The 13,270-nt window shown below is 41.3% G+C and carries 12 protein-coding genes; 10 read left to right on the top strand and 2 right to left on the bottom strand.

Features of this window, described 5'->3' with window-relative positions; genetic code table 11:
• Nucleotides 1-438 precede the first annotated feature (438 nt).
• Both BM095_RS16845 and BM095_RS05330 read right to left on the bottom strand, forming a co-directional pair.
• Nucleotides 439-966: a UGSC family (seleno)protein gene (locus BM095_RS16845; protein ID WP_273701400.1), complete on the bottom strand. Its 528-nt coding sequence runs from the start codon at nucleotides 964-966 to the stop codon at nucleotides 439-441.
• Nucleotides 967-1,044: 78 nt separating this feature from the next.
• A complete protein-coding gene (locus BM095_RS05330) occupies nucleotides 1,045-2,082 on the bottom strand; it encodes a hypothetical protein (RefSeq protein WP_091658548.1) in 1,038 nt (345 codons plus the stop codon).
• A gap of 834 nt (nucleotides 2,083-2,916) precedes the next feature.
• Here BM095_RS05330 and larE point away from each other — a divergent pair.
• The 10 genes from larE to BM095_RS05280 all read left to right on the top strand — a co-directional run bounded on the left by larE (nucleotide 2,917) and on the right by BM095_RS05280 (nucleotide 13,246).
• Nucleotides 2,917-3,720 (top strand): ATP-dependent sacrificial sulfur transferase LarE, encoded by an 804-nt coding sequence (gene larE / locus BM095_RS05325; protein ID WP_091658545.1) that lies wholly within the window; start codon nucleotides 2,917-2,919, stop codon nucleotides 3,718-3,720.
• Nucleotides 3,721-3,760: 40 nt separating this feature from the next.
• Nucleotides 3,761-4,444, top strand: coding sequence for a nickel pincer cofactor biosynthesis protein LarB (gene larB / locus BM095_RS05320; RefSeq protein ID WP_245757820.1), 684 nt, complete (start codon nucleotides 3,761-3,763; stop codon nucleotides 4,442-4,444).
• On the top strand, nucleotides 4,441-5,670 hold the full coding sequence (gene larC / locus BM095_RS05315) for a nickel pincer cofactor biosynthesis protein LarC (RefSeq protein ID WP_091658540.1): 1,230 nt from the start codon (nucleotides 4,441-4,443) through the stop codon (nucleotides 5,668-5,670). Before larB ends, larC begins: the two co-directional genes overlap by 4 nt.
• Before the next feature lie 11 nt (nucleotides 5,671-5,681).
• Nucleotides 5,682-7,292, top strand: coding sequence for an ABC transporter substrate-binding protein (locus BM095_RS05310; RefSeq protein ID WP_091658538.1), 1,611 nt, complete (start codon nucleotides 5,682-5,684; stop codon nucleotides 7,290-7,292).
• Between the two features lie 3 nt (nucleotides 7,293-7,295).
• A complete protein-coding gene (locus BM095_RS05305) occupies nucleotides 7,296-8,306 on the top strand; it encodes an ABC transporter permease (protein WP_245757819.1) in 1,011 nt (336 codons plus the stop codon).
• Nucleotides 8,303-9,133 (top strand): ABC transporter permease, encoded by an 831-nt coding sequence (locus BM095_RS05300; RefSeq protein WP_091658535.1) that lies wholly within the window; start codon nucleotides 8,303-8,305, stop codon nucleotides 9,131-9,133. The genes BM095_RS05305 and BM095_RS05300 overlap by 4 nt, the downstream gene beginning before the upstream one ends.
• A 21-nt stretch (nucleotides 9,134-9,154) precedes the next feature.
• Complete coding sequence (locus BM095_RS05295; protein WP_218151609.1) at nucleotides 9,155-10,096, top strand: ABC transporter ATP-binding protein; 942 nt, start codon at nucleotides 9,155-9,157, stop codon at nucleotides 10,094-10,096.
• Nucleotides 10,089-10,685 (top strand): ABC transporter ATP-binding protein, encoded by a 597-nt coding sequence (locus BM095_RS05290; protein ID WP_091658527.1) that lies wholly within the window; start codon nucleotides 10,089-10,091, stop codon nucleotides 10,683-10,685. The genes BM095_RS05295 and BM095_RS05290 overlap by 8 nt, the downstream gene beginning before the upstream one ends.
• A 274-nt stretch (nucleotides 10,686-10,959) precedes the next feature.
• Complete coding sequence (locus BM095_RS05285) at nucleotides 10,960-12,396, top strand: amidohydrolase family protein (RefSeq protein ID WP_091658525.1); 1,437 nt, start codon at nucleotides 10,960-10,962, stop codon at nucleotides 12,394-12,396.
• Between the two features lie 127 nt (nucleotides 12,397-12,523).
• On the top strand, nucleotides 12,524-13,246 hold the full coding sequence (locus BM095_RS05280; protein ID WP_091658522.1) for a GntR family transcriptional regulator: 723 nt from the start codon (nucleotides 12,524-12,526) through the stop codon (nucleotides 13,244-13,246).
• Nucleotides 13,247-13,270 lie beyond the last annotated feature (24 nt).

Here is a 13,270-nt window from a genome sequence, read left to right as displayed (position 1 = left end):
TTTCTGTGATAGCACATTCAGAGTCATTAATAGACCTTATTAATGACCTAGAGTGATACACACGAACATTCAAGGTCAATAACCCATTGGGATAATGCCCTACTTACAGGAAAAAAAGCAGGTCGGGGTCACCCATTCCAGTGACGAACCAGTACTAGGTTAAAACGGCAAAGATAAATACAAATATTCTTGCAAATCAAAAATAACTCGTTATAATAAAAGTACAGAATAAAGAACAGCACCCGTGTGGGAACACGGATGCTGTCTCGCAGCCATAGCAGAAAGGCGATGGCTCAAAAGAGGTTATGAGTAACCAATCCTAGCGCTACCTTCCAAGTAAACACGCAGGATAGTTACTTGTCATTATGGTTACAATGACGGCGATGATGCTCAAAAAAGGCATGAAAGACCCGAGATAACGGTCTTCATGCCTTCTTTCTATTTTAGTAACAACGACACCACATCATCTATCACTTGGTCCGCTCTTTCTTCCAATGATTGCTCTTCCGTGGCAGCGATCGGATGGGCTATAACTGCAAACGGATAGTCGGTGAACCCTTGCGCCAACGCCATCGCTTTACCAGATGGGACGAAGGGTTCTGTTAGTACTGCTGCTGCGGGAATCCCGAGCTTTTCCATCACTAACGCATCGAGCAAACTGCCCGAACTACAGGATCCTCAGTCCCCGGTCCCGGTAATGATGCCATCACATTGTTTCGCGAGGGCTTCCGCTTCTTCTTTCACAATCGGATGAGAAGACGTCGGCTTGCGGTGATAGATAACATGCTTCACCTTGCTCGTATCTTTCAACTGTTGACCAATCGCTTGTAAGACCACATCGGAGTTCTTTTTTCCATTGTCAATCAAACCAATGGTGGCTCCTTCAAGGGTATGCAGTCGCTCTGCCCTTGATGATTTTGCGGAGATGGTCTCATTGGTAGGATCTAACACTTTGACCGTTGTCATTGATGGTCCCTCCTTATTAAACATGATTTGATATCCTCTTCCTATGCTCATTAGCCTAATGAGCTGCACTTACAATTGTCAGCCACCGCCTGTACACGACTTAATCGAGCGGGTAATCGCTTGAGTTTGTTGTTTTTTGCCCCACCCCGGCATACATGCAGAAAAACGTCCAGCTTCTCCACCGGCAACGATTAATACAATATCATCCGGTGAAGGAACAGCCGTATGGAATGTTTCCTCATCTTCGGCCGTGATGTCGCCAGGGAGCATTCCAAATTTTTTCAAATCGGCTGTTGACCGTTTCGCATGTTCAAACAAGAATTCCCTGATTCTTTGTTTATTCCAGCCTTGATCTTGGCAGGTACGGTAATGCTCAGGACAAAGTACCACGGTAAACTGCTGATCATTGATCATATTAAACGTACCAACAGCTGACATGCGGTCCGCCATCGTCATTAACATTCCTTCTGCTTTTATAGCGGAATGGTTTTGGATTTGATTCGGACCTTCTGCGGCAATCACGGTGACGGTACTTTCCTCGGCTTCAAATCCTTTTTCCACATGAAACGGTGTCCACTCTGTTTCTTTTTCAGCAATACAAAAAGAAAACTTACCCGGATGTCCGAGGGTGGCACGATCGAAGTCACGACAGCCGCCTAGATTATGTAGAACAAGCCGAATCGCTCGTCCGATTGTAGCGTTCGCACGATGTCCCGGACCAAACACGCTTTGTCCGTTATTCAATCCAAGCTGTTCCACGACGGGGCCATTTACGATCACAAGGATGCCGGGACCATGCGTACTGGCAGTCGGCCCATGTAAATTAAATTTCTCATCACTCATCGCTGTCAACGCTGCGACAAGGACAGGAAAATAGTCAGGCAGACATCCTGCCATGACCGCATTGATGGCCACCTTTTCTGCGGTAAATACTTTTTGTCTTTCCGGAATCCCACCGATAACAAAATCTGGGGACAACCCCGAAAAATCCAGCATCTGCTGCACTTTTTCTGGAGTTGGCGGAATAATAGGAAGCCCATCCGTCCAACCCTTCGCCATGTAATCCTCATTTACTTCAGCTATATCCGGAAATTCAAACGTTTCAGATTGCAACATACGTCCACCCCTTTCTTCGGAAGCCCAACTTTCTCCCCTCTATTTTATTTGAAATATTAGAATTATACAATCAACGATCCTTTATTGGTATATTCAAAGAGTAAAATAGAAGAAACTTTCTTGTGATGAACAAAAAGTAGAAAGGTATCATGACTGGTAGGTTTGCATTGGATACATTGTGCTGACGTGATTCATTAGAAGGAAATCAAATGAAACGGTTCCCTGAAGTGGAGAATTTATCCATCCAACAGCGTTTAGTTTAACACCCGAATCCCTCTCCAGAAAATTATTGCCTGTAAACTTTCAGAGAAACCTTGTCGGACTGTGGAAAATACGTAATAATTATATTAAGAACATTATTACGTAAAAATAAATGTTAGTATATTTTCGGTTGTCAAACAATTGAAAATGATACGACAGTTAAGTAAACACGCTTTCATCTATTAAGTTTCGCATGAAGAGGGGTTCTTATCTCTTAAAAAGGGGGATTTTTTCAATAATAACACTCTGCTAAAAAACAGAAGCAATGATCGTTTTTGAAGTTGTATCGTTCAGATATTCTGATTCTTGCGCAATATAAGGATGGAAAAAACTTTTTCTTTTGACTTTTTTTACTTTTGAGAAAATGAAGATCAATAAACTAAGAACTAGTTTGATAATCTTTTCAATGTAAGGGAGGTTTCGCTAACCGGAATCGCCACGTGCTTGATGTATCATGTAAGGTTATTTAACTATAGAAAACTAACGACATTATTGCGAAATATATTTAATTAGACATGTTAAGGTTTCTCATGACGGTGATACCTTATAGTTTGAAAAAGGCGGGGATCAAATATGTTAGAACAAAAATTAGAGAATCTTCAAGAAATACTAAGGCAATTGGACACCATAGTTATTGCTTTTTCAGGAGGCGTTGATAGCACTTTTCTTTTAAAAGTTTCTCTTGAGACGTTAGGGAAAGACAATGTACTAGCTGTAACAGCGGATAGTGAAACGTACCCATTTGAAGAATTAGAGGAAGCCAAGCAGCTAGCTAAACAGCTAGGTGCCCGTCACGAGATCATAGAGACATCCGAGCTCAACATTCCCGGTTATTCAGAAAACACACCTAACCGCTGTTATTTTTGTAAAAAAAGCCTATTTGATCATCTGATACCTATTATGCATTCCCAAGGTTATAAGAACATGGCATTTGGTTTGATTGCTGATGATATGGGCGAGCACCGGCCAGGGGTGAAGGCAGCGAAAGAGTATAACGTTCGAGGACCTTTACATGAGGCAGAGTTATACAAAAATGAAATCCGTGAACTTTCACAGCAAATGGGATTACCCACGTGGGATAAGCCATCATTTGCTTGTCTATCGTCACGGATCGCATATGGGGAAAAAATCACGATAGATAAATTAAGGAAAGTACATGAATCTGAAAAGGCGATCAAAAATTTGGGTATTCGACAAGTGCGAGTACGAACCCACGGTGATACAGCTAGAATTGAAGTAGAACCTTCTGAAATGAGTACCTTATTAAAATACCATGAGACGCTCACAGAACAATTGACGGAGATTGGCTATACATATGTCACCATGGATTTAAAAGGGTACAAAAGCGGAAGTATGAATAAAGTTTTGTCCAAATAATCATAGACTTGCATAAATTTGCGAGATGGCAGGTGACATTGTGAAAAATTATGAGGATTTAGGTTTTAGTAAAGTGGATGTACAACGAGAAGAACGGTCGGGTTATCCAGAAGTCATCTTTGGAGAAGGCAAAACCCCAGAGCAGATCCGGGTCATCATGAGTATCCTAGTCGAAAAACATAAAAAAGCAATGGTAACGAGGTTAAGTAGAGAGAAGGCGGAAGCATTAATAAAGCATTTTCCAGAAGCTCGATACGATGACACCTCAAGTGTGCTGTTATACGGAAATACAGATTATGAGTACCCCGGAAGTGTAATGGTAATGTGTGCAGGAACCTCGGACTTACCAGTGGCAGAAGAAGCAGCGTTAACGGCGGAATGGATGGGGTGTCCAACTACAAAGCTTTATGACGTCGGGGTGGCAGGTATTGATCGATTATTAGGTCATCGAAAGGAAATTACAGAAGCCAGTGTACTTATTGTGGTTGCAGGTATGGAAGGGGCGCTTCCTAGTGTGGTGGGGGGGCTAGTGAAACGCCCTGTCATAGCGGTACCTACTTCCGTAGGCTATGGAACCCACCTCCAAGGAATTACACCGCTCCTATCCATGCTTACCTCCTGTTCCTCAGGTATGAGTGTGGTAAACATTGATAATGGTTTCGGAGCAGGATTCCAAGCGGCACTTATTCTAAAACTTGCAGCGGACATAGGAGGGAATAAATGAGACATTTATATTTTGATTGTCAGTACGGTATTTCAGGTGACATGACTTTAGCAGCGCTCATTGATTTGGGCGCTGATCTCCAATACATAAAAAAGGGGCTACAAAGCCTCCCGGTAGATCCTTTTACTATGGAAGTAAAGCCAATTGAAAAAAAAGGCATATCTGCAAAATTGCTAGAATTACAATTAAATGATTTATCACATGGAGAGACTCATGAACACTCGTCACACTCTCATCAGGAACACCATTCACACCCTCACACTCACCGTAAAGCTTCAAGGATTTTGGAAATGATTCAGAAAAGCGAGCTACCCGAAAGAGTGAAGGAACGTAGCATTGGTATATTTGAAGAGATTGCAGAAGCGGAAGGGAAAATTCATGGAATTGATCCAAAAGATGTGCATTTCCACGAAGTAGGAGCGATGGATTCCATTATTGATGTAATCGGAGTTTGTCTGGCACTAGAAAGTCTGGGAGTTGACAAAGTAACTGCAGCACCTGTACCAACTGGCTATGGCAAGGAAAAAATGGCCCACGGTCTCTATCCCATTCCTGCTCCTGCTACTGCTGAAATATTAAGAGACATTCCAATCGCCGACTTTCAAGCGGAGGGAGAATTGACAACACCAACAGGGGCAGCTTTCCTGAAGGTTTTATCGGAAGAATATGGATACTTGCCTCCGCTAACGATAGAAAAAATAGGTTATGGTGCAGGCCAAAAAGACTTTCATCATCCTAACGTGCTTCGCGCTATATTACTTCAAGATCGAAACAGCAACAATGAGAAGAGTATTATGGTGCTTGAATGCCAGGTCGACGATATGACAGGGGAAGCACTTGGTTATATAATGAATGAGATGCTGGAAAGAGGCGTGTTAGACGTTTATTATACTCCAGTAACCATGAAGAAAAGTCGTCCTGGCTGCCTAATTACGGTATTAGCGAAGCCAGAGGATACTGTTAAATTAGAGAATTTCTTACTTACCGAGACGAGTACATTCGGAGTCAGAAAAACAGAATGGAGAAGAAAAATTCTTTCCCGTCGATTCTGTAAAGTGACAACCCCGTACGGAGTTATCACAGTGAAGTTAGGTTATCAAGAAAGCAGGTTGATTAAAGCATTACCTGAGTTTGAAGATGTAAAAAGGGCTGCCCAGAGATATCAGGTGCAGTTAATGGAAGTATATACAGTAGCCCAGCAGGCTGCCACAGAACAGTTTCAGTAAGGATGAAATAGATGAATTGCAATAGTCGGGTTATATTGATTACTATCGCTTATTTGAGCATATTTTTATTGATTGGATGCTCAACGTCAGGCGAGCAGAACGATGGAGAGGTTGAGAAATCAAACTCTCAGACAAATAGTCTAGTACTAGCTGTCGGTGGGGAACCGGATGAGGGGTTTGACCCAACAATAGGATGGGGCCGGTACGGTTCTCCGCTATTCCAAAGCACATTACTGAGTCGGGACCGGAATATGGAAATTCAGATGGATTTAGCTGCTAGCTATCATGTTAGTGAAGACGGGAAGACTTGGATTGTGGAGCTGCGAAAAGATGCTCGATTTTCCGATGGTGAATCTGTGACAGCACAAGACGTTGTTTTTACATTTAACCAAGCTGCGAATAGTGCTTCAGTGGTTGACTTGAGCCATTTACAGAACGTAAAAGCGATTGACGATTTTAAGGTTGCTTTCACGTTAAAGGAACCTCGATCTACCTTTGTCTATTCTTTATTGACCATTGGCATTGTACCTGAACATCTGTACGATACTGATTATTATGAAGAACCCGTTGGCTCAGGGCCATATCAGATGAAGGAATGGAGAAAAGGCCAGCAATTAATAGTGGAAGCCAATCCGCATTATTATGGTAAAAAACCTGAGTTTGAAAGAGCGACATTTCTGTTTCTTGAAGAGGACGCAGCATTAGCGGCAGCTAGAGCAGGAGAAGTTGATGTTGTGTCTGTACCTCCTTCCTTTGCCGGTCAGGATATTGCAGGGATGGAGTTGGTGACATTGGAAAGTGTGGACAATTTAGGTATTATGTTTCCTGTAGTGCCAGAAGGTAAAAAGACCGAAAAAGGGGTACCTATCGGTCATGATGTAACTGCTGACAGGGCAATACGGCAGGCTATTAATATAGCGATCGACCGAAAGGACCTCGTGGAAGGTGTTTTAAATGGTTATGGCACTCCTGCATATACGGTTGCAGATCATTTGCCTTGGTGGAACGAAGAAACAGAGGTTCAGGACGGAGACATAGAACGTGCCAAAGACATAATGAGAAGCGCGGGCTGGCGACAAGGAGAAGAGGTATTTGAAAAAGATGGACTGGAAGCAAAATTTACTTTGTACTACCCTACTGAAGACCAAGTTAGACAGTCCTTGGCAATGGCGTTTGCTGAATTAATCTCACCTCTTGGGATTGAAGTGGATACAGAAGGGAAAAGTTGGAACGAGTTAGAACGTTTAATGCATTCACATCCTGTATTAATGGGGTGGGGAAGCCACACCCCCATTGAGATATACAATTTATTTAGTACAAGCACTCAAGGTGAAGGATATTATAATGCAAATTATTACTCTAATCCTGTCGTTGATGACTATATGAATAAAGCTCTTCGTGCCGCGACAGAAAACGAGGCTATTCCATATTGGCAAAAAGCACAATGGGACGGCCATACAGGATTTAGTGCAAAAGGAGATGCACCGTGGGCTTGGCTTGTTAACGTGGATCATACATATTTTGTGAAAGAGGATTTAGTCATAGGTGATCAAAAAATTCAGCCACACGGGCATGGTTGGCCTATCACTGATTTTATTACGGAATGGCACTGGGAAGATTGAATATTGAAAGAAGGAATAGCAGTGAGGCCGCAGAAATTAGCAAGCTACTTTATCAGTAAACTACTACGCCTCGTGCTGCTCCTGTTTGCAGTCAGCCTGGCATCATTTATCCTCATTAGTTTCTCACCAGTAGATCCTGTTCAATCCTATATTGGTGCAGAAGCTAGTAGAGTCAGTCCTGAACAGAGAAAAGAGATTGAGGCATATTGGGGACTCAACGAACCATTAATAGATCAATATAAAAAATGGGTAACTGCCATTTTGCAAGGAGACTTAGGGACATCTCTTCTTTTTAGAGCTCCCGTCTCTCACGTGATTGGAGAGAGGTTTGTTGCCTCTTTCTTATTAATGGCAATAGCGTGGATACTCTCTGGTGTCATTGGGCTCATTCTCGGAATCTTAACAGGGAGTAAACACGGAAGTTGGCTTGACCGTAGTATTCGTTTGTATTGCTACATACTCTCCTCAACACCTAGTTTTTGGCTCGGGTTGCTGCTGTTAATGACGTTTTCTGTATGGCTTGGCTGGTCTCCTGTCGGTTTAGCCTCCCCGGCAGGGATATTGACGGACGAAGTGACGATCTGGCAGAAGCTGAACCATCTAATTCTTCCTGCATTAACTTTAAGTCTGTTAGGTGTTGCTCAAACGACACTACATACAAGGCAGAAGTTAATCGAAGTACTAGCAAGTGAATATGCTATTTACGCGAAGGCCAAAGGGGAAAGTGACTTGCAATTGCTTTGGAGACATGGTCTGAGGAATGCCGCACTACCTGCAATTTCGATACAATTTGCTACATTTGGTGAATTGTTTGGCGGCGCTGTCCTTGCGGAGCAAGTTTTTTCGTATCCTGGACTTGGACAAGCGGTGGTGCAAGCTGGTTTAGGCGGTGATATTCCATTATTATTGGGAATCGTTTTATTTTCCACAATTTTTGTCTTTACCGGTAATAGTCTAGCAGATATCATATACCGGTTAATTGACCCTCGTTTAAGAAACGGAGGGAGACAATGAAAAAGGCACCTGCATTGAGTATTAGGGTAAAAACGATATTAAGGATGATGTTATCAGGTTTAATTTTAGTAGGGGTAGTAGTTGGCGGTTTACTTATCGGGGAAGGACGACCAAGTGTCGACCTACTAAACAGAAACACACCCCCTTCACTTAATCATTTATTCGGTACCGATTGGCTTGGGCGTGATTTGCTCGCTCGTACGTTGAGAGGTCTGACAATGAGTATCATGATTGGAGTCATTTCGGTAACTATAAGTGCTACTATTGCGTTCCTGCTGAGTATAATTTCGTCTTGGGGTCGTTTCTTGGATATATGTGTTAATTGGTTCATTGATATGTTTCTGAGTGTACCTCATATTGTTATTCTTCTTCTTATTTCATTTGCACTCGGAGGAGGAGTCAAGGGAGTGATTGCAGGACTTGCACTCACTCATTGGCCTATATTAACTCGTCTTCTTCGTGCTGAAGTTATGCAAATAAAAGAATCGGAATATGTGTCCTTGTCCCGACAATTGGGGAAATCACGCTTGTTTATTTCCCGTCGCCATATTCTTCCTCATATAATCCCGCAACTCTTTGTTGGCTGGCTGCTGTTATTTCCTCATGTTATTCTCCATGAGTCAGCTATTACATTCCTGGGGTTTGGCTTGCCGGCTGAACAACCATCAATAGGGATCATTTTATCTGAGTCCATGCAGTATTTAACGGCAGGTCTGTGGTGGCTTGCTTTCTTTCCGGGATTGGCGTTATTACTCGTGGTTTTAAGTTATGATTTGCTTGGAAATAGTATTCGGACATTTATCGATCCGTATCAAGTTCGTAAATAAATGGAAAAGGAGAGAAGTAAGGTGACTGGAGTAAAAAAGGAGAAGCCATTGCTAGAGGTTCTCGATCTTTCTCTCTCTTTTAAAAAAATAAAACGAGGATTACATGAAGAATGGCAAGATACGTTAAATCATGTAAATATAGCCATCAGCAAAGGGGAGGTAGTAGCTGTGGTCGGTGCCAGCGGTTCAGGCAAAAGCTTGCTCGCAAACGCTATTCTTGGACTCCTCCCTAGTAATGCTTATCTGTCCGGCAAGATATTCTACTATGGGGAACCCCTAACCGGTCGTGAACAAAAAAAACTTCGAGGGAAAAAAATCACCCTTATTCCTCAATCCATACAATCTCTGGACCCACGAATGAAAGCAGGAAAACAAGTGAGAGTGGCTGCTCATAGTAAAATCAGCAAAAAGAGTCAAAGAAAATTGTTTGAGAGAGTAAAATTACCTAGAGCTTCAGAAAAACAGTACCCTTTTCAATTGTCTGGGGGAATGGCGAAACGAGTATTGATAGCCTCCTCCATAGCCAGAGACCCTGAACTCATCATTGCTGATGAATCAACTCTGGGAGTAGATGACTATGTTGCGTCGGAAGTATTGTCACTGCTTAAGCAATTTGCGAAAAAAGGCAAAGGAGTGATGTTTATTACTCATGATATTAAGGCGGCCCTCACCATTGCTCATAAAGTTGTTGTCTTATATGCCGGTACAACAGTGGAGGTAGCACCCAGCTCTCACTTTGAGGGCAATGGAGAGAAGCTTCGCCACCCCTATACGAAAGCTTTGTGGCAGGCTCTTCCGCAAAATGGTTTTCATCCGCTCCAAGGGGAACAGCCGTTGCTAGGCCAAGTGAAAAAAGGCTGTTCGTTTGCCTCGAGGTGTTCTTGGGCGGATGATCAGTGTTATGAGGTAACACCGTCAAATAAAATATATGATGAAGGACAAGTGAGATGTTTTCATGCTTGAAATCAAAAATGTTAGTTATCGGTATGAAGAGTTCTGGTTATTAAAAAATGTCAATTTAGTTATACGGCCAGGAGAAGTAATAGGACTTTTTGGTCCCAGTGGGTCCGGAAAAACAACACTAGCCAAAATAGCAGCTGGTTATTTAAAGCCAAGAGAAGGTGAGGTCATAATAGATCAACGTATTCAGGGTACCAATAGAGAAAAACATCCCAATCCTGTTCAATTAATTTGGCAACACCCGGAAAAATCTATGAACCCTCGATGGCGTATGAAAGAAGTATTAAAAGAGGCTGGAGAACCATCCTCGGAAATTCTATCTGTTTTAGAAATAAAGGAAGAGTGGCTGAACAGATGGCCGAGTGAACTTTCCGGCGGTGAATTACAACGATTCCAACTAGCCAGGGCTTTGATCTCTACAAGTCAATACTTAATAGCCGATGAAATGACTGCTATGCTGGATGCTGTTTCTCAGGCAAACATATGGCATGCCGTTCTTCATCTTATGAAAAAACACCAGATTGGAATGCTCGCAATCAGTCATGATAAACGATTATTAGAAATGGTCAGTGATAGATTAATATGTTGGTAAGAATGGCGAGGTACTACTTGCGAACTGATCACTGCAGCCGGTTAAGTTACATCCAAAATTTTTCTCACCCGCTCATTAGTTACTAACTTATGTTAAGCCCACCTTACAAAAGAAATGTAGAATGTAAGCAAACAGCACAATATTTAGAATATTCTTGACGTAAATAATCTGAAATGTTAATCTGAAAATTAGTTGTAGGACGACTGACGTATAACAAAAATATTAAAATGACAGCTAGAATACAAGTCAGGGATATAAGGAGAGGAGGGCGTAGATGTCCATCTTCATTCAAAATGTGAAAATGGTTAATGATGAGATGGAAATAGAGGAGGGGAGCATTTATGTAGAAAATAGTAGGATTGAAGAAATTATCCCAGGGACGTGGCAGGCAGAATATCCATATAACAATGCAAGAGAGGTCATACGCGGTGATAACATGTTAGTGATCCCTGGGTTAATCAACGCTCATTATCATTCTTACTCGAACCTGTTTAAGGGGACTGAAAATTATTTTCCACTGGAACCGTGGACATTATACACTGTGGCATATGGTCACGCATTAGCCGAGGAAGACATAAAATTATCAGTTCAACTAGGTGCGATTGAAATGATGAAAAATGGGATAACTAGTTGTCTTGATCATTTCCCTCATATTTCTTATTCCGAGGCTGCTTTACAGGCCTACGAAGCATCGGGTATGCGTGTCTCATTCGCACCGATGATGCACGACATACCTGATCATCAATTTTTACCTGTAGAATTGCCACAAGATATATTAGAACAGTTGAACCAAAGTAGAGCACCTTCTCATAGGGAAATAGAGTTGTTTTACCAAGAATTACTACGAAATTGGCAGGATAAAAATCAAAAGATTACCATTATGGCAGCTCCAAATGCTCCTCAAAGATGCAGTACGGAGATGTTAGCTATGTGTGAGAAATTGAGTAATGAATATGGTTTACACATTCACACTCATTTGCTAGAGACTAAAATACAACAAGAGATAAGTGAAAAAAAATTATCAGGCAGCGTGGACTATTTAGGAAGGCATGGGTTAGTTAATTCTCAATTAACGGTGGCACACGCGGTATGGCTTCAAGAGAGGGAGCTGGAATTATTAAACGAGGCAAATGTAACAATTGTACACAATCCTCACAGTAATATGATACTAGGAAGTGGCAGGGCACCGATTGGAAAATATCTTAGAAAAGGAATATCGGTAGCTCTAGGAACAGATGCATCTAATTGTGGAACTCAGCATAATTTGTTCGAAATAATGAGGAGCACAATTATGCTAGACAGAATAGGGGAATTAGATTTCGGCAAATGGTTGCATGCCTCAGATGTTTTTAAAATGGCTACTCAATATGGGGCTTGTGCAATGGGCAAACAAGAGCATTTGGGTCAGGTACGTCAGGGGCAATTGGCTGATCTTGTTCTTCTCGATACAACTAATGCTACTTGGACACCAGAGAATGATGTTATTTCCCAATTGGTATTTAACGAAAATGGTCAATCTGTTGATTCAGTCATGATTGGTGGGGAGTGGACCGTAAAAAACAGAAAAATACTATCAATCGATGAAGAAGAAATCATTTGGAAAGTGAAAAAACAGAGAGGAGAACTTTTTGCAAAGTGTACAAGTAATCTTTCCTTTGCAGAAAAACAGCTTCCATATTATAAATCTATGTATTATAGTTACTCAAATTAATGCATTAGATAAAATATTTTAATAATTTTTAAAAATCTGTTGTTATTTAAAAGTACCCATGTTATTCTAATTTTAGAAACAAGTTGTAGGACGACTGACGTTCAATGTCAGAGAGAGGTGAGGTGCCATTAAATTAGCAAACAGGAGCCTGTATCTTCAGGCACGAGATGAAATTCTTGACTTGATCAACAAAGAATTAAACCCAATGGAGAAAATACCATCCGAACAAAAATTATCAAATCAGTTGGGGGTGAGTAGAAATACTATTCGTGAAGCAATTAGAACACTTGAACAAGAGGGGGTGTTATATTGTAAACACGGTGTCGGGACATTCGTTATTGGTTCAAAAGACAGTTTGAAAACAAACATAACAACTCTAGAAAGCTCGACAAATATTATCAAATCTCAAGATTATTTTCCTGGGACCCAAAATGTCGATACGAAAGTTATGAAAGCGCCTTCGAACGTAAAGTCAAAATTGTCTTTAGAGGAGCACAGTAATGTCTTCTATATTGAGCGAGTGAGAACTGCAGATACTCAACCCGTTGTCTATGTTGAGGACTATATACCTTACATCGATGAAATGGAAAACGAATACCGTGAAAAATATTATGAATCGTTGACAGAGTTTTTAGGTAAATTTGAAATGGAATTTTCATTTTCGATCTGTTCGATAAAGGCCGTCATCAGCGATGAAAAAGTGATGAAAAAGCTCGAATTAAAAGAGAAAAGTGCTCTATTGCTTCTTCAACAAACACATTACTCAGATAAAGGCATCCCGGTATTATACTCTGATAGTTACTACTTAAGTGATAAGTTTGAGTTTAATGTTATTAGAAGAAAAGGATAGTTGTAACTCTCATGGAATATCCCA

This window comes from Alteribacillus iranensis (assembly GCF_900113025.1).
Classification (GTDB): Bacteria; Bacillota; Bacilli; order Bacillales; family Marinococcaceae; genus Alteribacillus_A; species Alteribacillus_A iranensis.
The sequence above is the reverse complement of the archived record's forward strand: the minus strand, read 5'-3'. Positions and strand labels throughout refer to the sequence as shown.